General features: G+C 63.1%; 18 protein-coding genes. 5 read left to right on the forward strand and 13 right to left on the reverse strand.

The window, feature by feature from the left end:
• Nucleotides 1–3 precede the first annotated feature (3 nt).
• Genes OX460_RS23775 through OX460_RS23785 form a run of 3 tightly spaced genes read left to right on the forward strand, consistent with a single transcriptional unit; the run spans nucleotide 4 to nucleotide 3311 of the window.
• Nucleotides 4–945 (forward strand): ABC transporter permease subunit, encoded by a 942-nt coding sequence (locus tag OX460_RS23775; RefSeq protein WP_251350108.1) that lies wholly within the window; start codon nucleotides 4–6, stop codon nucleotides 943–945.
• Nucleotides 942–1787, forward strand: coding sequence for an ABC transporter permease subunit (locus OX460_RS23780; RefSeq protein ID WP_289900133.1), 846 nt, complete (start codon nucleotides 942–944; stop codon nucleotides 1785–1787). The genes OX460_RS23775 and OX460_RS23780 overlap by 4 nt, the downstream gene beginning before the upstream one ends.
• A 36-nt stretch (nucleotides 1788–1823) precedes the next feature.
• Complete coding sequence (locus tag OX460_RS23785; RefSeq protein ID WP_289900134.1) at nucleotides 1824–3311, forward strand: aldehyde dehydrogenase; 1488 nt, start codon at nucleotides 1824–1826, stop codon at nucleotides 3309–3311.
• 54 nt (nucleotides 3312–3365) lie between these two features.
• On the opposite strand, the gene panB is transcribed toward OX460_RS23785, so the two are convergent.
• The 6 genes from panB to OX460_RS23815 form a co-directional block, all read right to left on the reverse strand.
• Nucleotides 3366–4241 (reverse strand): 3-methyl-2-oxobutanoate hydroxymethyltransferase, encoded by an 876-nt coding sequence (gene panB / locus OX460_RS23790; protein WP_180278676.1) that lies wholly within the window; start codon nucleotides 4239–4241, stop codon nucleotides 3366–3368.
• Between the two features lie 120 nt (nucleotides 4242–4361).
• The gene (gene folK / locus OX460_RS23795) at nucleotides 4362–4850 is read right to left on the reverse strand and encodes a 2-amino-4-hydroxy-6-hydroxymethyldihydropteridine diphosphokinase (protein WP_099666346.1); all 489 of its coding nucleotides are present in this window, start codon (nucleotides 4848–4850) and stop codon (nucleotides 4362–4364) included.
• 8 nt (nucleotides 4851–4858) lie between these two features.
• Entirely contained in the window at nucleotides 4859–6232 is a 1374-nt protein-coding gene (gene pcnB, locus OX460_RS23800) for a polynucleotide adenylyltransferase PcnB (RefSeq protein ID WP_289900135.1), read from the reverse strand.
• Nucleotides 6225–6896, reverse strand: a complete 672-nt coding sequence (locus tag OX460_RS23805) for an HAD family hydrolase (protein WP_099668341.1) — start codon at nucleotides 6894–6896, stop codon at nucleotides 6225–6227. The genes pcnB and OX460_RS23805 overlap by 8 nt, the downstream gene beginning before the upstream one ends.
• On the reverse strand, nucleotides 6896–7564 hold the full coding sequence (gene hda, locus OX460_RS23810; protein WP_058048421.1) for a DnaA regulatory inactivator Hda: 669 nt from the start codon (nucleotides 7562–7564) through the stop codon (nucleotides 6896–6898). The genes OX460_RS23805 and hda overlap by 1 nt, the downstream gene beginning before the upstream one ends.
• A 77-nt stretch (nucleotides 7565–7641) precedes the next feature.
• Nucleotides 7642–8724 (reverse strand): AI-2E family transporter, encoded by a 1083-nt coding sequence (locus OX460_RS23815; RefSeq protein WP_099666348.1) that lies wholly within the window; start codon nucleotides 8722–8724, stop codon nucleotides 7642–7644.
• Nucleotides 8725–8912: 188 nt separating this feature from the next.
• Here OX460_RS23815 and purM point away from each other — a divergent pair, with 188 nt between their 5' ends.
• On the forward strand, nucleotides 8913–9956 hold the full coding sequence (gene purM / locus OX460_RS23820; RefSeq protein ID WP_289900136.1) for a phosphoribosylformylglycinamidine cyclo-ligase: 1044 nt from the start codon (nucleotides 8913–8915) through the stop codon (nucleotides 9954–9956).
• A gap of 106 nt (nucleotides 9957–10062) precedes the next feature.
• On the opposite strand, the gene OX460_RS23825 is transcribed toward purM, so the two are convergent.
• Together OX460_RS23825 and OX460_RS23830 are read right to left on the reverse strand one after the other, a co-directional pair.
• Nucleotides 10063–11394 carry an MFS transporter gene (locus OX460_RS23825; RefSeq protein WP_289900137.1) on the reverse strand — a complete coding sequence of 444 codons (1332 nt, stop codon included), beginning with the start codon at nucleotides 11392–11394 and terminating at the stop codon, nucleotides 10063–10065.
• 121 nt (nucleotides 11395–11515) lie between these two features.
• The gene (locus OX460_RS23830) at nucleotides 11516–13132 is read right to left on the reverse strand and encodes a choline dehydrogenase (RefSeq protein WP_289900138.1); all 1617 of its coding nucleotides are present in this window, start codon (nucleotides 13130–13132) and stop codon (nucleotides 11516–11518) included.
• Nucleotides 13133–13295: 163 nt separating this feature from the next.
• On the opposite strand from OX460_RS23830, the gene OX460_RS23835 reads away from it, so the two are divergent.
• Nucleotides 13296–14132: an IclR family transcriptional regulator gene (locus OX460_RS23835; RefSeq protein ID WP_289900139.1), complete on the forward strand. Its 837-nt coding sequence runs from the start codon at nucleotides 13296–13298 to the stop codon at nucleotides 14130–14132.
• Here OX460_RS23835 and OX460_RS23840 read toward each other — a convergent pair.
• From OX460_RS23840 to OX460_RS23860, 5 genes are all read right to left on the reverse strand, one after another.
• Nucleotides 14129–15355: a 6-phosphofructokinase gene (locus tag OX460_RS23840; RefSeq protein ID WP_289900140.1), complete on the reverse strand. Its 1227-nt coding sequence runs from the start codon at nucleotides 15353–15355 to the stop codon at nucleotides 14129–14131. The two genes, OX460_RS23835 and OX460_RS23840, sit on opposite strands and share 4 nt — an antisense overlap.
• Before the next feature lie 117 nt (nucleotides 15356–15472).
• Entirely contained in the window at nucleotides 15473–17521 is a 2049-nt protein-coding gene (locus OX460_RS23845; RefSeq protein WP_251350119.1) for a sodium:solute symporter family protein, read from the reverse strand.
• Complete coding sequence (locus OX460_RS23850) at nucleotides 17518–17832, reverse strand: DUF4212 domain-containing protein (RefSeq protein ID WP_099666354.1); 315 nt, start codon at nucleotides 17830–17832, stop codon at nucleotides 17518–17520. The genes OX460_RS23845 and OX460_RS23850 overlap by 4 nt, the downstream gene beginning before the upstream one ends.
• On the reverse strand, nucleotides 17825–19357 hold the full coding sequence (locus tag OX460_RS23855; protein WP_289900141.1) for a sensor histidine kinase: 1533 nt from the start codon (nucleotides 19355–19357) through the stop codon (nucleotides 17825–17827). Before OX460_RS23855 ends, OX460_RS23850 begins: the two co-directional genes overlap by 8 nt.
• Nucleotides 19354–20088, reverse strand: coding sequence for a response regulator transcription factor (locus OX460_RS23860; protein WP_034746066.1), 735 nt, complete (start codon nucleotides 20086–20088; stop codon nucleotides 19354–19356). The genes OX460_RS23855 and OX460_RS23860 overlap by 4 nt, the downstream gene beginning before the upstream one ends.
• Nucleotides 20089–20322: the final 234 nt, after the last annotated feature.

Genomic DNA, 20322 nt, shown 5'->3' on the forward strand with positions numbered 1-20322 from the left:
ATCATGACGCCTATTCTGCAATTGCTGCGCAATCTCGTCACCCTGCGCTGGATAACGGGGAAAAATGCGGGCCGCAACGTTGTCATCGCCGTGCCGTCGCTGTTCCTGGCCGCCGCCTTTCTGGTGCCCTTCCTGATCGTGCTGCGCATCAGCCTGTCCGACATGGACACGGCGGGCAGCCCGTTCGGCGGCTTGCTGTCGTATGTCGACGGCATCGTCGTGCTGAAGGTGAAAATCGCCAATTACCTGTTCATCGCCGCCGATGAACTGTATCTGCTTACCTACCTCAGTTCCATCAAGTACGCGGCCATTACCACGGCCATCTGCCTGTTTATCGGCTACCCGTTCGCCTACTTCATGGCGCGCGCCAAACCGTCGATCCGCCCCGTGCTGATGATGCTGGTGATGTTGCCGTTCTGGACCTCGTTCCTGCTGCGCGTGTATGCGTGGAAGGGCATCCTGGCCAATCACGGCTTGCTCAACGACTTGCTGATCGCGCTGGGCGTGGTGAGCGAACCGCTGCACATGATGAATACCTCGTTTTCCCTGGTGGTCGGCATGGTGTACGCCTACCTGCCCTTCATGATCCTGCCCCTGTACGCCAACCTGGTCAAAATGGACATGCGCTACCTGGAAGCAGCGGCCGACCTGGGCGCCACGCCATTGCAGGCGTTCTGGCGCATCACGGTGCCTCTGTCGAAGTCGGGCATCATCGCCGGCGCCATGCTGGTGTTCATCCCGTCCGTGGGCGAATACGTGATTCCCGAGCTGCTGGGCGGCCCGGAAACCCTGATGATCGGCAGGGTGCTGTGGGATGAGTACTTCACCAATAACGACTGGGCCATGGCTTCGTCGGTAACGGTGCTGGTGATCCTGCTGATCCTCGTGCCGATGGCCATTTTTAACAAATACAAGACGGACCAGGACGCGGAGGAGCGCACATGAACGGACGTAATTTCCTGCAGCGCTGGTTCGGGCGCGGCTGGCTCTCGCTTGGCTATCTGTTCCTGTACTTGCCCATCATCGTGCTGATCGTCTTTTCGTTCAACAGCTCGCGCCAGGACATGGTGTGGAGCGGCTTCTCGCTGCGCTGGTACCAGGAGCTGATGAGCGACACGGAAATCATCGCGGGTTTCGGTTTGTCCTTGAAGATCGCCTTCATGTCGGCGACATCTTCCGTCATCCTCGGCACGTTCGCCGCCTTCGCCTTGACCAGCTACCAGCGCTTCCGTGGCCGCACCTTGTTCTCGTCCATGGTCAGCGCGCCTTTGGTGATGCCGGAAGTGATCATCGGCCTGTCCCTGCTGCTGATGCTGGTGTCCATGCAAAAGGTCTTCGGTTTCCCCGAACGTGGCGTGCTGACCATCTGGCTCGGCCACACCCTGCTGGGCATGGCGTATGCGGCCGTGGTGGTGCAGTCGCGCCTGCAGGAGATGAGTAAATCCCTGGCCGAAGCGGCCATGGACCTGGGCTGCCGCGCGCACCAGGTGTTCTTCCTCGTGACCCTGCCGAACATCACGCAGGCCCTGGCATCGGCCTGGCTGCTGACGTTTACCCTGTCGCTCGATGACGTGGTGCTGTCAGCTTTCCTGTCCGGCCCCGGTTCGACGACCATGCCGCTGGTGATCTTCTCGCGCGCGCGCCTCGGGCTCGATCCGCGCGTGAACGCCATCGCCGCGCTGACCATCCTCGTCGTGACACTTGCCGTGATCGCGTATGCCGTGATGCTGGCGCGCGCCGACCGACGCCGCCGCAAGCAACTGTCTGCGGCGTATTTGGCGGACTAGGAGTAAGCTGGCGTTTTCATCTTGCAGGAGACGACCATGACGGAAAACACCAGCTGGCACGCACGTGCCGCAGAGATCAAGATCGATGGGCGTGCCTTCATCAATGGCGAGCGGGTCGTGGCCAGGTCCGGCCAGACCTTCGACAATCTGTCGCCCATCGATGGGCGTTTGCTGGGGCAGGTGGCGCGCTGCGATGGCGCGGACGTGGATGCGGCCGTGCAGGCCGCCCGTGCCGCCTTTGACGACCGCCGCTGGGCAGGAAAATCGCCCGCGCAGCGCAAGCGCGTGCTGATCAAGTTCGCCGACCTGGTGCAAAAATACGGTCCCGAGCTGGCCCTGCTGGAAACCCTGGACATGGGTAAACCGATCAAATACAGCCAGAGCGTGGACGTGGGCGCCACGGCCAACTGCCTGCGCTGGTATGGCGAGGCGATCGACAAGGTCTACGATGAAATCGCCCCCACCCCTGCCAACAGTCTGGCCCTGATCACGCGCGAACCGGTGGGTGTCGTCGCCGCCATCGTGCCGTGGAATTACCCGATGATCATGGCGGCCTGGAAGATCGCGCCAGCCCTCGCCGCCGGCAACAGCGTGATCTTGAAACCATCCGAAAAATCGCCGCTGACGGCGCTGCGCCTGGCCGACATCGCGCTCGAAGCCGGCGTGCCGGCAGGCGTCTTCAATGTGCTGCCCGGCTATGGCCACGAGGCGGGCGCCGCGCTGGCACTGCACATGGATGTCGATTGCATCGGTTTTACGGGTTCCACGCGCACGGGAAAATTAATCGTGCAGATGGCGGGCCAGTCGAATCTGAAACGGGCGTGGACGGAACTGGGCGGCAAGTCCGCCAACATCGTTTGCGCCGATTGTCCTGACCTGGACAAGGCCGTGGCGGCCGCCGTCGGCTCCATCTTTTTCAACCAGGGCGAAAGCTGCAATGCGCCTTCGCGCCTGTTCATGGAAGAATCGATCAAGGACGAATTCATGGCCAAGGCATTAGCTATGCTGCCCCGCTTTCAGCCGGGCGACCCGCTCGATGAAGCCACCGTCATGGGGGCCATCGTCGACGCCACGCAGATGAAGACCGTGATGGACTATATCGCTTCCGGCAAGCAGGAAGGCGCACAGCTGCTGGGCGGCGGCGAGGCCGTGCGCCTTGATACGGGGGGCTACTATGTGCAGCCCACCGTCTTCGGCGTGGACGCCGGCATGACGATCGCGCGCGAAGAGATATTCGGGCCCGTCTTGTCCGTGCTGGGCTTTACGGATATTGCCGAGGCGGTGAAACAGGCCAACGCCACGCCGTACGGCTTGCAGGCGGCCGTGTGGACCTCTGACATCACCAAGGCCATCCAGACGGCGCGCGCCCTGCGCGCGGGCACCGTGCACGTCAACCAGTACGACGGCGACGATATCACCGTGCCGTTCGGCGGTTACAAGCAGTCGGGCAACGGGCGCGACAAGTCGCTGCACGCGCTGGACAAGTACACGGAGTTGAAGACGACGTGGATACAGGTGGGGTAAAGCGAAGCGCTGTCGGCCTGGCGCGCAGCGCGCAGGCCGACAGGCGGAATGACATCAGAAGCAGTGTTCCAGCGCCGGGAAGCTGCCATCCTTGACGGCTTTGACATAGCCGATGACGGCGTCGTCGATGCTGGCCGCGCCTTCCATGAAGTTGCGCACGAAGCGTGCCTTGCGGCCTGGGAAGACGCCCAGCATGTCGTGCATGACGAGGACCTGGCCCGAGCAATCGGGACCGGCGCCGATGCCGATCGTGGGGATCGTCAGCATCTCGGTCACTTCCTTGCCCAGTTGCGACGGCATCGCTTCCATCAGCACGATGGCGGCGCCCGCGTTTTGCAGCGTCAGCGCGTCGTTCTTCAGCTCCGTGGCGCTTTCCGTGCTCTTGCCCTGCACTTTATAGCCGCCCAGCTGGTGCACGAATTGCGGCGTCAGGCCGATGTGGGCGCAGATGGGGATGCCGCGCTCGGTGAGGAAACGGACGATCTCGGCCAGCCAGGCGCCGCCCTCGATCTTGATCATGTGCGCGCCAGCCTGCATCAGGATGACGGCGTTGGCATAGGCTGTCTCGGGCGTGCCATAGGCGCCGAACGGCAGGTCGGCGAGGATCATGGCCGACTTGCTGCCGCGCGCCACGGATGCCGTGTGGTAGGCCAGTTCGGCCACGGTGACGGGCAGGGTGGAGCTGTGGCCATTGCAGACCATGCCGAGCGAATCGCCGATCAGCAGGATTTCCACGCCGCAGCGGTCCATCAGGGACGCGAAGCTGGCGTCATAGCAGGTCAGCATGGTGATCTTCTCGCCGGCGGCGCGCAGCGTGGCCAGCGTATGGATGGTCACGGCCTTGTTGGCGACAGGCTTGGATGGCGCCGGCGCCGGTGCGGCGGCCTTGTCTTTGGCTGCCAGATCTGTTCCTTGCAAATAAGCGGACATAGGTATTCTCTAGAGTGAAAGGGGGTGATGCGATTGCGACGCCGCTAGTGTAGTACTTTATGCGGCGCGCTGCAGGAGCGGCATTGTAGAGGATGGGAGCGAGATGGCGCAGAGGCGGGGTCAGAGCTGGCTGATGGCCTGGTCGGCCACGCTTGCCAGGTAGTCCTGCGCCGGCCCCAGGCCGGGCACGGCGATGGCTGGCGCCAGGGCCAGCAGCGGCACCAGCACGAAGGCGCGCTCGGTGAGGCGCGGATGCGGCACCGTCAGGGTGGCGCTGGCGATCTGCTCGTCGCCGTACAGCAGCAAGTCCAGGTCCAGCGTGCGCGGGGCGTTGCGGTAGGGCCGTTCGCGCCCGTGCGCCGCTTCGATGGCGTGCAGGGCCAGCAGCAGTTCCTCTGCCGGCACGGTGGTGCTGATGCGCGCCACGGCGTTGATGTAGTCGTCGCCGCTCGAATCGATGGGCGCCGTGCGGTAGCTGGCCGAGGCGTCCAGCAAGCTGGCGCCGGGCAGGCGCGCCAGGCGCGCAAGCGCATCCTGCACGTTGGCGCGCGCGTCGCCCAGGTTCGCCCCGATGCCGATATAAGCGATAACTGCCGTTGCTGTCTGCATGGCTGCGTTTACTCGCCGCTGGTGCTGCCGCTGGTCGAGCCGCCGGTGCCCGTCTTGCTGCGCGTGCTGCGGCGTGGCGGACGCTTCTTCTTGACGGCGCCCGGCGCGGCATTGGCGCTGACGAGCAGCGCTTCGCGCGTTTCCTCGTCGCCTTCGTAGAAGGCCGTCCACCATTCGCCGATGTCCATGTCGATCTCGCCCGAGGCGCAGCGCAGCAGCAGGAAGTCGTAGCCGGCGCGGAAGCGCAGGTGCTCCAGCAATTTATACGGCGCCTTGCCGACGCGGCGCTCGAAGCGCGGCTGCATCGACCAGATGTCGCGCATGTCGGAGCCGATCTTGCGCTGCAAGGCCAGTTTTTCCGTTTGCGAATCGAGCACGTCGTCGGCCGCCAGGTGCAGCGCGGGGATCGTCGATTCGCCGGCGGCGCGGTAGGCCGTCCATTTTTCCAGCACCTGGTGCCACAGCAGCGAGGCAAACAGGAAGCCTGGCGAGACGGTCTTGCCGGCGGCGATGCGGGCATCGGTGGCGTCCAGCGCCAGGGTGACGAATTTCGCGCCCAGCGGCTGCTCCAGCACCACGTCGAGCAGCGGCAGCAAGCCGTGATGCAAGCCTTCCTTGCGCAGCTGCTGCAGGCAGGCCAGCGCATGGCCGCTCATCAGCAGTTTCAGCATCTCGTCGAACACGCGCGGCGCGGGCACATTGTTGATCAGCGGCGCCATGACGGGGATCGGCGCGGCCGTATGCGGCTCGATGGTGAATTTCAGCTTGGCGGCGAAGCGCACCACGCGCAGCATGCGCACGGGGTCTTCGCGGTAGCGCTCTTCCGGCTTGCCGATCATGCGCAAGGTCTTGGCGCGGATGTCTTCCACGCCGCCGTGGTAGTCCAGCACTTCCTGCGTGGCCGGGTTGTAGTACATGGCGTTGATGGTGAAGTCGCGGCGCAGCGCGTCTTCGTGCTGCAGGCCGAAGGTATTGTCGCGCAGGACGCGGCCATGTTCATCCTTGGGCGCGGAATCGGCGCCCGCGCCGCGGAAGGTCGTCACTTCCAGCAAATCCTGGCCGAACATCACGTGTACGATCTGGAAGCGCTTGCCGATGATGAAGGCGCGGCGGAACAATCGCTTGACCTGTTCCGGCGTGGCGTTGGTGGCGATGTCGAAGTCTTTCGGTTTGACGCCCAGCAGCAGGTCGCGCACGGCGCCGCCGACGACAAAGGCCTCAAAACCCGCTTCCTGCAGGCTGCTGGTGACGCGAATGGCATTCGACGACACCAGTTTCGGGTCGATTCCGTGTTGCGCAGGACCGAGCACGATGGGTGCCGTGGTGTCGCGCGCTGCCTCTTTTTTAACGCCGAGGATCTTGCGGATGAATTTTTTAATCATTGAATAAGTGGAGTGATGGCCAGCCGTGGAGGGATGCGTGTGCGCTCAAAGCGGTATTGGGATTGGTCGCGACAGGGTGAGTCACGACCGACAGCAAGGGAATGTCGTTGTGCGAATCGCTGTAAAAATAGCTGCGCTCGAACTGCCCCAGTTCCTTGCCCATTTTTTCTAGCCAGGCATGGGTGTGGGTCAGCTTGCCCGCGCCCAGGGTCGGTGTGCCCACCAGCTTGCCCGTGACATTGCCTTTGTCGTCATACTCGGGCATGGCGGCCAGCAGGTGTTCGACGCCCAGCGCATCGGCGATGGGTTTGGTGATGAAATGGTTGGTGGCCGTGACGATGGCCAGCAGGTCGCCCGCGTCCTGGTGCTGTTTCAGCAAGGCCACGACTTCGGGGCGGATGGCCGGCATGACCACTTCGGCCATGAATTGCTTGTGCAGCGCTTCCAGGCGTTCGCGCGGAAACTGCGCCAGGGTGCCCAGCGAAAATTCCAGGTATTCCACCGGATCGAGCGTACCGGCCTGGTATTGCGCGAAAAATTCGTCGTTGCGGCGGGTGAATTCGGCGGCGTCCACGGCACCGATGCGTACCAGGAATTCGCCCCACTCGTGATCCGAGTCGATGGGCAGCAGGGTGTGGTCGAGGTCAAACAGGGCCAGATTCATCATTCTTTCGCTTCCGCCTGCAGCAACTCGCGCAATAATGGCAAGGTGATCGGGCGTTGGGTTTCAAGGGAGTAGAGGTCGAGAGAGTCCAGCATCGTCGACAGCGAACGCATGTCGCGCCGGAAATGGGACAGCAGATAGGGTAACACGCCGGGCGACAAGGTCAAGCCGCGGGTGGTGGCCGCCTGGGTCAGGGCGGCGATTTTTTCATCGTCGGTCAAGCCGTGGATTTGATAGATCAGGCCCCAGCCCATGCGTGTGCGCAAGTCTTCGCGCACGGGCAGCACGGCCGGCGGCACGGCGCCGCTGCACACCATGAAGGCCTTGTTGGCGCGGATTTCATTGAACAGGGCAAAGGCATCGATCTGCGCCAGCGGCGACAGCTTTTCGCAGTCGTCGAGCAGGTACAGGTCGACGTCGGGCGAATACACGAATTCGGACTCGATCGAGAATGGCGAAATGTAGCGCGCGCGCTCGGTGCTGGCCAGGGCCTTGAGCAGATGGCTCTTGCCGGCGGCCAGTTCGCCCCACAGGTAGGCAAAATGTTCGCGCGAAGTGCGCGCGGCGAACTGGCGCATCAGCTGCGCCACTTCGGCATTCTGTCCCACCTCGAAGGTATCGAGGCTGTGCGCCTGGTCTGTGCCTAAATCGAGCACCAGTTGTTTCATGGCGTACGCCTTGTCCTGTTTTTCATTACTGCTTGTGCATCATTGGTATTGCCAGGTTGATATGATATCCGCTTTTATTATGCATTATAGAAGGTGCTGGACAGGTAGTGGCGTCTTAGATGCTTAAAAGCGACCATCAACACGGCAGAAGCGGGTAAAGCGAGCAGTACGCCGACGAAACCAAACAGTTGCCCGAAAGCCAATAAGGCGAAGATCACGGCCAACGGGTTCAGGCCGATGCGTTCGCCTACCAGGCGCGGCGTGAGGAAAAAGCCCTCGATGACCTGGCCGCAGCCGTAGATGACGGCCACGGCGATCACGCCGCTCCAGTCGGCGAACTGCAGCAGGGCGGCGATCAGCGCCAGCATCAGCCCCAGGCCGAAGCCCAGGTAGGGGATGAACACCAGCAAGCCTGTGATGATGCCCACAGGCAATGCCACCTCAAAACCGGCGATGGCCAGCGCGGCCGAGTAATACGTGGCCAGCACCAGCATGACGAGCAGCTGGCCGCGCAGGTATTGCGCCAGCAGGGTATCGACTTCCTGCGCCATGCCCACCGTGCGGCCGACCCAGCGGCGCGGCACGGCGGCGGCGATGCGCGCCAGCATGGGATGCCAGTCCAGCAATAGGTAGAACAGCACGACGGGAATCAGCACCACGGTGGCCAGCCAGCCCAGCACGGCCGTGCCGCCGATACGGGCCGAGGCCAGCACTGTGCTCCAGATTTCGTCGCCGCTGGTGGCCATCTGCTGGCTCAGCATGCGTTTGATGCCCGTGCCATCCAGGCGCACGCGGATGCCCAGGTCGCGCAGTTTCGGCGCCAGGAACTCGTTCGCCTTGCTGAGAAACTGGGGAATCTGCGCCTGCAGCAAGGGAATTTCCTTCTGCAGCACGGGCACGACGATCAGCACCAGCGCCGTAATGGCGAGGAAAAACAACACTACGACGACCAGCACGGCCAGCGGACGGGGCAGGTAAAAGCGCTTGTAGTGCAGGCGTTGCAATCGGTCCACGCCGGGATTGAGCACGTAGGCGAGGATGGCGGCGGCCAGGAAGGGCGTCAGGATGGGGCCCAGGCTGACGAGCAGCAGCAGGAATGCCAGCCAGACCGCGATCCAAAATGCTGTTTGCTTCTGTTCGGCGGTGATGGCGAATGGCATGGAGTTTGTGCTGTTGCGTTAAAAAAAGGCAGTTAATTACGAAATGGCGGGGCAGTTTGATAAAATAGCGACTTGATCGACCGAATTCACCCGCTGGCGCCCTGCCGCACGATGTTGAAAAACATGCTTGCGCGCGCGTGCCGGCGGGTATCCGCCTTCTATTTTACCGCCTCCGCTGCCACCACACCATGAACCAGACTTCTAATGTTTCCCTTTCCTACCGTGACGCTGGCGTCGATATCGACGCAGGCGACGCTTTAGTCGAAGCAATCAAGCCGTTTGCCAAGCGCACCCTGCGCGAAGGCGTGATGGGCGGCCTGGGCGGTTTTGGCGCCATGTTTGAAATCAGCAAGAAGTACAAGGAACCGGTGCTCGTCTCGGGTACCGACGGCGTGGGTACCAAATTGCGCCTGGCATTCGAACTGAACCGTCATGACACGGTCGGCATCGACCTGGTCGCCATGAGCGTCAACGACATCCTGGTGCAAGGTGCCGAACCACTGTTCTTCCTCGACTACTTCGCATGCGGCAAGCTGGACGTGGCGATCGCCACCGATGTCATCAAGGGCATCGCCCAGGGTTGCGAACAAGCGGGCTGCGCACTGATCGGCGGCGAAACGGCGGAAATGCCGAGCATGTACCCGGCCGGCGAATACGACCTTGCAGGTTTTGCCGTCGGCGCCGTGGAAAAATCGAAAATCATCGACGGCACCAAGATCGCCCCGGGCGACGTGGTGCTGGGCCTGGCCTCGTCCGGCGTGCACTCGAATGGTTACTCGCTGGTGCGCAAGATCATCGAAGTGGCAAAACCGGACCTGGAAGGCGACTTCCACGGCCGCAAGCTGGCCGACGTGCTGATGCAGCCGACGCGCATCTACGTCAAGCCGCTGCTGGCGCTGATGGATGCCATGGAAGTCAAGGGCATGGTGCACATCACCGGTGGCGGCCTGGTGGAAAACATCCCGCGCGTGCTGCAGCCTGGCCTGGTGGCCGAGCTGGACTCGAAGGCATGGACCATGCCACCGCTGTTCATGTGGCTGCAACAGCACGGCGGCGTGGCTGACGCCGAAATGCACCGCGTCTTCAACTGCGGCATCGGCATGACCGTCATCGTCTCGCAGGAAAACGCGGACGCCGCCATCGCCCAGCTGCAAGCGGCCGGCGAAACCGTCTCGCGCATCGGCACCATCCGTGCCCGCGTGGGCGACGAGCATCAGACGATCGTGATCTGATCACCTGACCAACCCTGCCGCGCTACGCCTTTGTCAGGCGCTGTGGCGTTCGTAAGAAAAAAGCAGGCCTCTTTGAGAGCCTGCTTTTTTTATGCCAGTTGCCAGCTTACCTTGCGTGCGCCGGCTTCATGCGCCCATCCGGCTGCGAGCCGCCCCTGCCGATCATGGCCACGCTGACGGCCGAGACGAGGGACGCGAACAGGATGTAGCCGACGATGTGCCACGGTTCGCCATTGCCCGTTTTCAGCAGGTAGGTGGCGATGATGGGAGTCAGGCCGCTGGCGAAGATGCCGGAGAACTGGTAGACGAAGGAGATGCCCGTGTAGCGCACCTTGGCGTCGAACAGGTCGCAGAACAGGGCCGCTTCCGGGCCGTACACGGCCGAATACAGCACGCCCAGCGGGATGATCACGGAACACCACAGCAGCAGCGGATTGTCGGCGTGGTTGAGCATGATCCAGAAGGCAGGAATGGACGACACGCCCGTGATCAGCGAACCCCAGAAAAACACCTTGGTGCGGCCGATGCGGTCCGACAGGCGGCCGAAGAACGGGATGCAAAAGCACATCACGACGGCCGACGCCATCACGCCCATCAGCGCTTCCGTGCGGGCGATCTTGATGGTATTGGTCAGATAGGTGATGGAAAACACGCCGAAGATATTGAAGAACACGCCATCGATATAGCGCGCGCCCATGCCCTTCAAGACGTTGCCCGGGTAGCGTTTCAGCAGGTCGAAAAACGGAATCTGCGTCTCCGCGTTCTTTTCCTTGACGGCCTGGAATTCCGGCGTTTCCATCACGTTCAGGCGTATCCACATGCCGATGAAGACAAGGGCGGCCGACAGGATGAAGGCCACGCGCCAGCCCCAGGACAGGAATTGCGCATCCGTCAGGCTGTACGACAGGATCGCCACCACGCCGGAAGCGAGGCACAGGCCGATGGCCAGGCCGATCTGCGGCAGGCTGGCATAGAAGCCGCGCTCCTTGGGTGGCGCATATTCATACGCCATCAGCACGGCGCCGCCCCATTCTCCACCGAGGCCGATGCCTTGCAGCACGCGCAGGAACAGCAGCAGGCCGGGCGCCCAGTAGCCGATGTGGTCATACGTGGGCAGCACGCCGATCAGGAAGGTGGATATGCCCATGATCATCAGGGTCATCACCAGCATGCTCTTGCGGCCGATCTTGTCGCCGAAGTGGCCGAAGATCACGCCGCCGATGGGGCGCGACAAAAAGCCTACGGCGAAGGTGCCGTAGGCCAGCATGGTCGAAACAAGCGGATCGTCGCCCGGGAAATACAGCTTGCTGAACACGATGCCGGCGACGACGCCGTATAAAAAGAAGTCGTACCACTCGATGGTGGCGCCGATCACGCTGGCCATCACGACTTTCCGTAGCTCTTTGGCTTTTTTCGGATTGTTGGGATTGTTGTCCATATCTAGTCTCCAATCGATATCGATTATGTATTTTTTGATGCTGGGCTGCTTGCCGAGTCATTGGGGGCGGGCCGGTCTGTCCGCCGTTGGCATCCTCCTTGCTGGGAATGGAGCGGGTGGGTCAGGCCGCCTGCGGCAGCCGCACGGCGTCCGCCAGGATCATGTCGGCCGCTTTTTCGGCGATCATGATGGTGGGCGCGTTCGTGTTGCCCGAGACGATTTCCGGCATGATCGACGCGTCGACCACGCGCAAGCCCTGCAAGCCGTGCACGCGCAGGCGCGCATCGACGACGGCCAGCGCGTCATGGCCCATCTTGCAGGTGCCGCTGGGGTGATAGATCGATTGGCTGAAGCGCCGCGCCGCGTCCAGCAGTTCTTCATCCGTCTCGAATTGCGGGCCGGGCACGAATTCGGCAATGATGTGCGGCGCCAGCGACGGTGCGGCGGCGATTTTGCGCGCCACGCGCAGGGCGGCGATCGCCGTGCGCTGGTCGCGCGGGTCGGACAGGTAGTTCGGGTAGATGCCCGGATAAGCGAGGGGATCGGCGGACTTGATCGACACGTGGCCGCGGCTGTGCGGGCGCAGCTGGCACACGGACGACGTAAAGGCGGAAAACGGATGCGCGCCTTCGCCCGGCTTGTCGGCGCTCAGCGGCTGCATGTGGAACTGTATGTCGGGCCGCTCCACCTCGGGCGAGGATTTGGTAAATACCGTCACCTGGCTGGCCGCCAGGGTCAATGGCCCGGAGCGGGAAAACACATATTGCATGCCCACCCACAGCTTGCCCCACAGGCTGTTGACTTCATCGTTCAGGGTTTTCAAGCGCGTCTTGAAGACGAGGCGGATTTGCAGGTGGTCTTGCAGGTTCTGTCCCACGCCGGGCAAGTCGTGCACCAGCGGCACGCCGACTTCCTCGAGCAGGGCGCGCGGACCCACGCCCGAGCATTGCAGGATCTGCGGCGAGCCGATGGCGCCCGCGCATAAAATCACTTCGCCGCTGGCGCGCGCCTGGCGCAGCTGGCCATCTTGCCGAAACTCGATGCCGACGGCGCGCTTGCCCTCGAACAGCACGCGCGTGATCTGTGCGCGCACTTCCACGCGCAGGTTGGCGCGCTTGCGGGCCGGCCGCAAAAAGGCTTTCGCCGTGCTCCAGCGCAAACCCTTGCTGGCCGTCTGCTGGAAGTAGCCGACGCCTTCCTGCGTGGCGCCGTTGTAATCGGCATTGAAAGGGATGCCGCTTTCCGTGGCGCCCGCAATAAAGTGTTCCGCGATGGGACGGCGCAGGCGCAAGTCCGACACTTTCAATGGGCCACCGACGCCGTGGTAATCGCTGGCGCCCCGTTCCTGGTCTTCCGATTTTTTAAAGTAGGGCAGCACCTCGGCATAGCTCCAGCCAGCATTGCCCAGCTCGGCCCAGCGGTCGTAATCTTCCTTCTGCCCCCGCACGTACAGCAAGCCGTTGAGCGAGCTGGAACCGCCCAAGACCTTGCCGCGCGGCCATTGCAGCTGGCGCCCGGCGATGCCGGCGTCCGCTTCCGTGCGGTAGCACCAGTCCAGATTCGGGTCGTGCATGGTCTTGAAATAGCCGACCGGCACGTGTATCCAGGGATTGTTGTCCTTGCCGCCCGCTTCCAGCAGCAATACCTGATTGTTGCTGTCGTGCGACAGGCGGTTGGCCAGCACGCAGCCGGCGGAACCGGCGCCGACGACGATGTAATCATAGTGTGTTTGCAACATGGTGCTTGTCTCCTGCGTTGCGGTATCGCGCCGCCTCGGCGGGCGTTTTTTGCGATACACTGGTCTTTATTGATTATTTTTGGAACGTCTTGTTCCATTTATAAAAGACGTGCAGCACCGGGACAAGCGGAAACAGCCGCATAAGCGAGAGGTGAAACAGAACATGCATGATGCGTTTCAAAAACGGCCGGCCGAGGCCGAAGAGGGTAGCCAGGCGGCGCCCAGCACGGCGGCCAGCCATGGCGACGAGGCGCGGGGCTTGCGCGTGCTGCGTTTGATCGAGCACCTGGCCAGCGCCAGCCAGCCCTTGACCCTGTCGCAACTGGCCGCACGCATGCAGGTGCCCAAGGCCAGCATGATGCGCCTGCTCGATACCCTGGAGCAACATGGCTATGTGCTGCGCACGCCCGTGGGACGCGGCTATGTGCCCGGTGCCGCGTCCACCAACCTGGCGCTGGCGACCCTGCGCAACAATGCCCTGATCCGTGTGAGCCGCAGCATCCTGGGCAGCCTGGTGGCGGCCACGGGCGAGACGTGCAATCTCGCCATTCCCGAGGGCAATGCGATCGTGTATGTGGATCGCGTGGAAACGCAGGAACCGCTGCGCCTGCACCTGGTGCTGGGCACGCGCGCGCCCATGCATTGCACGGCGAGCGGAAAATTATTCCTGGCGCATATGACTTTGCTGGAGCGGCGCGAATTGCTGGCCATGCTGACCCTGCAGGCGCGCACGCCGAAAAGCATCACGGATCCTGTCCTGCTGGAACGCGAGATCGTGCGCATCGCCCGCCTGGGCATCGGCATCGACGACGAGGAATTCGTGCATGGCATGGTGGCCGTGGCCGTGCCCATCTGCGCGGCCGACGGACGCATCGTGGCGGCCGTGGCCTGCCACGCGCCTGTGGCGCGCAAGTCCGTGGAGCAGTTGCTGCAGCACGTACCGCAGCTCAAGGAGGCGGCCGTCAAGCTGCGGCCGCTGCTGCTGGCAGAAAACAGCTAGGGTTTCAAGACCTTCGCCACCTTGGCCGCGCGCAGGCGGAAGGCGTCCGGCATGCCCGAGCCTAGCAGCGGGCGCAGGTACAGCCGGAAAGCATCCGTCACGTCCGTGCCGCTGGCGCTGATGAATTCGTCTTCCATGGTGCGCGTCTTGCCCGCCACATCGGAAAGTGGCAGCAACTCGTAATCGACGGAATAAAAGCCCGTGCGCTTGATGGCGACGGAACCGTCGCGCTCGCCCCACATGGCGAATTGCACGGCCTTTTCGCCCACTTCGCGGGCTTCGCGTTGATCTACATCAGAGACGCAGCCGATGAAGGAGCGCTGCAGATAGCCGAAGGTATCGCCGCGCACGCGCTTGATGCCCAGTTTCGCCTTGATCTCGTCGCACAGCAGGTCGGCCAGCGCGCCCGTGCCGGACAATTGCACGTTGCCGTGCGCATCGCGCTCGACCGCATTGCCCGCCTGTGTGGCCAGCAGGCTGGCGATCGGCTCGCCCGAGGCGTCGTGGATGCCTTCCGACACGGCGATCACGCAGCGGCCATGTTTTTCATACGTGGCCTTCACGTCGGCGAGGAATTGATCCAGCGCAAAGACGCGCTCGGGCAGGTAGATCAGGTGCGGGCCATCGTCGGGGAACTTCTTGCCCAGCGCCGAGGCGGCCGTCAAAAAGCCCGCGTGGCGGCCCATCACCACGCCCACGTACACGCCGGGCAAGGCCGCGTTATCGAGGTTGGCGCCGGCGAACGCTTGCGCGACGAAGCGCGCGGCCGAGGGAAAGCCGGGCGTGTGGTCGCTGCCCACCAGGTCGTTGTCGATGGTTTTCGGGATGTGGATGCAGCGCAGCGGATAGCCGGCCTTATGCGCTTCCTCGCTGACGATGCGCACCGTGTCGGACGAGTCATTGCCGCCGATGTAAAAGAAGTGTTCGATCTCGTGCGCGCGCAGCACTTCGAAGATCTGCTGGCAGTAGGCAATATCGGGCTTGTCGCGCGTGGAGCCGAGCGCCGACGAGGGCGTGGCGGCCACCAGTTCCAGGTTATGGCTGGTCTCCTGCGTCAGATCGACGAATTCTTCATTAATGATGCCGCGCACGCCGTGCAGCGCGCCATACACGCGCGTGACATGTTGGAAGCGCCGTGATTCGAGCACCACGCCCACCAGCGACTGGTTGATGACGGCGGTGGGGCCGCCCCCTTGGGCGACAAGAATTTTTCCAGACGGCATGGGATTTCCTCGTAAATGGAACGGCCCTCCAGCCTACTCCCTTTTTGCCGGGGCGCAGTTTTTCCGATAGTTCTGTCGTGGAATTTCTCCATTTCATCCCTTGGCCGGGATGCGCTGCTATTCCGGCGCCCGGATATGCTCGACCAGCCCCGTGCTACGGCGCCCAGGCGCCGGCGTCAGCCAGCTGACCAGCACGGCGGCGGCCAAGCCAGCCGGCACGCCGAAGATGCCGGCGGAAATGGGAGCGATATGAAACCATTGACCGCTGGCATTACCTCCCAGCATGGTGCTCGTGTGCAGCATGTAATACAGGCACACGCCAAAGCCCGCCAGCATGCCGGCCAGCGCGCCCTGGTGGTTGGCGCGTTTCCAGAACACGCCCAGCACCAACGGCGGAAACAGGGTCGAGGCGGCCAGGGAAAAGGCCACGCCCACGAGCGACAAAATGTCCGCCGGCTTTTGCGAGGCCGCATAGGCGGCGATGAAGGCCACGGCCAGCAGCAGCAATTTTGAAATCGTCACGCGCTTTTGCGTCGAGGCCGTGGGATCGACGACCTTGTAATAAATGTCGTGCGACAGGGCGTTGGAGATGGCCAGCAGCAAGCCGTCGGCCGTCGACAGGGCGGCAGCCAGGCCGCCGGCCGCCACCAGGCCGGAAATCACATAGGGCAGGCCGGCGATCTCGGGCGTGGCCAGCACCAGCACGTCGGCGTCGATGGAAATTTCCGCCAGCTGCACGATGCCGTCGCGGTTGACGTCGACGATGCTGATCAGGGGACTGAGCTTGTCCACGTTGGCCCAGTAGGACACCCAGGTGGGCAGGTTCGCGTATTGCGTGCCCACCAGCGCCGAGTAAATATCGTATTTGACCAGCACGGCCAGTGCGGGAATCGTGAGGTAGATCAACAAGATGAAGAACAGTGTCCAGAAGACGGATACGCGCGTTTCGTGCACGGACGGCGTGGTGTACGATCGCATCAGGATGTGGGGCAGGGCGGCCGTGCCCAGCATCATGCAGAACACGAGGGCCAGGAAATTGTTGCGCTTGATGTCGGATTGTTCCCGGTCGGCGGCGGGAAACGGCTGCGCGTGCGGAATGATCGGCTCGGCGCGTTTCTGGTTTTGCGCCTGTGCCGCCTGCCACAGCACGCGTGCCTCGTCCGGACTTTTCGGATAGGCGATCAGGTAGCGCTCCGCGTTGCGGATGTCGAACAGCGAAGCATTGCGCTGGCGCAAACTATCGAGCTGGCGCTGGGCCGTCAGATGGCCTTGTTCCCAGGAAGCGGGCAAGCCATCAATGCGCGCCTGGTAGCTTTGCGCGCGCTGGCGGAAGATGGCGCGCACTTCGTTTTCTTTCGGGTCCGTTTCCAGCACGTGTTCGCGCGCGCTCAGTTGCGGCAGCACCTTGCCGTAGGCGATCTGCGGCACGGGATTGTCCGCATGCTTGACCGACAGCCACATGGCGGGAATCAGAAAGGCGACGAGGATGATGATGTACTGCGCCACCTGCGTCCAGGTGATGGCGCGCATGCCGCCCAGAAAGGAGCAGACGAGGATGCTGGCCAGGCCCAGGAAGATGCCGACGGAAAAATCCACGCCCGTGAAGCGCGAGGCGATCAGTCCGACGGCATAGATCTGCGCCACCACATACGTAAACGAGACGATGATGGTGGCGGCCACGGCCACCACGCGCACGCTGGCGCCCCGTTTGTCGGTGCCGCTGCCGTAGCGGGCGGCGAGGAAATCGGGAATCGTGTACTGGCTGAACTTGCGCAGATAGGGCGCGATCAGCAGGGCCACCAGGCAATAGCCGCCCGTCCAGCCCATGATGAAGGCCAGGCCGTCGAAGCCGTTCAGGTACAGGCCGCCGGCCAGGCTGATGAAGCTGGCCGCCGAAATCCAGTCGGCGGCCGTGGCCATGCCGTTGAACATGGCCGGCACCCGGCGCCCCGCCACATAGTATTCGGTGACGTTCGAGGTGCGGCTGATGACGCCGATGGTGGCGTACAGGGTGATGGTGACGAGCATGAACAGGTAGCCGATCCACGCGCGCGGCATGCCTTCCTGTTCCAGTACCGACAGGGCCAGCAGGAAGGCGGCGAAACCGGCGGTAAACAGCAGGTAGTAGCGGCACAGGCGCGCAAAGAAGCTGCGTTGGCCGCTCATGCTTGCTCCTCGGCATGAAACGCCCGGTCGAGGCGCCGCATGCGCCAGGCATACAAGGCGATGATGGCCAGGTACACGAGCGAGGCGCCCTGGGCCGCCATATAAAAGGGCAGCGGCCAGCCGAACAGATTCAAATGTAACAGTTCGCGCGCATAGAACACGGTCAGGAAGCCCGTCAGCAGCCAGACCAGCAGCAGGATGGCCGTCAGGCGCCGCGTCTTGCGCCAGTGCACATCGAGGCGCGCCTGCAGCTCGGGGCTGGGCGTGCGCGCCGGCCGCGCGGGGGGAGCGGGTGGGCTCGGCTTATCCATACGTGATGTCATCCTCTTCTGGCGCGTCCGGCAACAGCAGGGCGATGCTCAGGCGCAGCAGGGTGCCCGGCAGCTTCGGCGACTGCGCGCGCGGATTGTTAAAAATATCGACTTCGGCGCCATGCTGCTGGGCAATTTCGCGCACGATGGCCAGGCCCAGGCCGCTACCGTCGACGTTGCTGCCGAGAATGCGGTAAAAGCGTTCGAACACGTGCGCCCGCTCCGCCTGCGGTATGCCGGGGCCCGTATCTTCCACTTCCAGGATGGCCAGTTCCAGGGTGCTGCGCACGCGCACCGTGACGCTGCCGCCAGCCGGCGTGTAGCGCAAGGCATTGTCGATCAGGTTGCTCAGCAGTTCGCGCAGCATCATGGCATTGCCGGAGATCAAGATCGAATACGCGGGCTGCTCGAAGCCCAGGTCGATATGCTGGGCAAACGAGGCTTGCACCCAATCCTGCACCACGCCGCGCGCCAGTTCGCTCAGCTCGATCGGCTCGAACGCTGTGCCTGCCTGCGGCTGGTTTTCCGCGCGCGCCAGGGCCAGCAACTGGTTGACCAGGCGCGTGGCCGCTTCCGAACTTTTCGCCAGTTGCAGCAGCGAGCGGTGGATTTCGTCGTGGTCGGTCTGGCGCAGGGCCAGCTCCGATTGCATGCGCATGCCGGCCAGCGGCGTTTTCATCTGGTGCGCGGCATCGGCGATGAAGCGTTTCTGCATGTCGATCGACAGCGACAGCCGCGCCAGCATCTCGTTGAGCGAACCGACCAGCGGCGTGATTTCCTCGGGCACCTGGCCCGATTCGATGGGCGATAAATCGTCGGGCGGGCGGGCGCGTATGCGTTCCTGCAATTGCGCCAGCGGCGACAGGCCGCGCGCCAGGGCAAACCAGACCAGGGCCAGGATCACGGGCAGGATGATGAACTGCGGCAAAATCACGCCCTTGATGATTTCATTGGCCAGCTGGGCGCGCTTTTCCAGGGTTTCCGCCACTTGCACCAGCGCGCGGCTGGGTTCATCGTCGTTGCCGGAAGGAATGTCGAGATAGCTGAACGCCACGCGCACGGGCGTGCCGTGGATGGTGTCGTTGCGAAACAGCACCATGCCGCTGCGGTATTTGTCGGGGTCTTGCGGCGGCGGCAGATCGCGGTCGCCGTTCAGGTATTCGCCGCGCGAGCCCACCACCAGGTAATACAGGGTGTCGACATCGTCGCCGCGCAGGAAGTCGCGGCCCTTGCCGTTTTTGTCCGGCACGTGGCGCAGCATCGCGCCATCGGCTTGCTTGACCTGTTGCGTCAGCACCGTCACGCTGTCTTCCAGCGCATGGTCGAACGGTTGATTGGCGATGCTCTTGGCCACCAGATAGGTGATGGCGATGCTCATCGGCCACAGCAGCAGCAAGGGCGCCAGCATCCAGTCGAGGATTTCGCCGAACAGCGAATGCTCGATGGTGTCATCCTGCTCCGTGGTGGGCGGCTCGAACCAGTCGTCGTCGTCCGCCTCGTCCGCTGGCGCCTCGCGCACCTTCACTTGCTGGCGGGTCCGCTGGCCGGGCTTGCCGATTCGCCCGCTTCGGCGTTCAGGCGCGCCGCTTCCGAGTATTTTTCCAGGCAGTATCCGAGGCCGCGCACGGTGGCGATGCGCACGCCGCCCACTTCGATCTTCTTGCGCAAGCGGTGGACATACACTTCGATGGCGTTGTTCGACACTTCCTCGCCCCATTCGCACAGGTGGTCGACCAGTTGCTCTTTTGAAACGAGGCGGCCCGTGCGGCCCAGCAGGATTTCCAGCAAGCCCAGTTCGCGCGCCGACAGGTCGAGCATCTGGTCGTTGATGTAGGCGCTGCGCCCCACCTGGTCGTAGCTGAGGGGGCCGTGCTTGATGATGGTGGCGCCGCCGCCGGCGCCGCGGCGGGTCAGGGCGCGCACTCTTGCCTCCAGTTCCGACAAGGCGAACGGCTTGGCCATATAATCGTCGGCACCGAGGTCGAGGCCATTCACGCGTTGCTCGATGGAATCGGCGGCCGTCAGGATCAGCACGGGCAGCAGCGAGGCGCGCGCGCGCAGGCGGCGCAGCACTTCCAGCCCGGACATCTTGGGCAAGCCCAGGTCGAGGATCAGCAAGTCGAATTCCTGGGTGGACAGGGCCGTATCGGCCTCTTGCCCGGTCTTGACGTAATCGATCGCATAACCGGACTGGCGCAGCGAGCGGGTCAGGCCATCGGCCAGCACGCTGTCATCTTCGGCAAGTAAAATACGCATGGTGCACTTCCTATGCTTGCGACGGTAGAAGCTTGTATTGTGTTTCATTTTCCGCAAGGTGGCGAATTTTTGTGAAAAACAGGGTTGTATTGATCTGTTTCAAAACAAATCCACGTTCCGCTTGCATTGATCACTGTTTTTTTATACAGTACTGTCTGTGTAAAGAATTTAACCCACTGGCGCTATCGCAGGCCGACCGATTCACGTGAATCGTCGACTGTAGAACGGCTGAAA

The organism is Janthinobacterium sp. SUN033, from assembly GCF_030397595.1.
Lineage (GTDB): Bacteria > Pseudomonadota > Gammaproteobacteria > Burkholderiales > Burkholderiaceae_D > Janthinobacterium > Janthinobacterium kumbetense.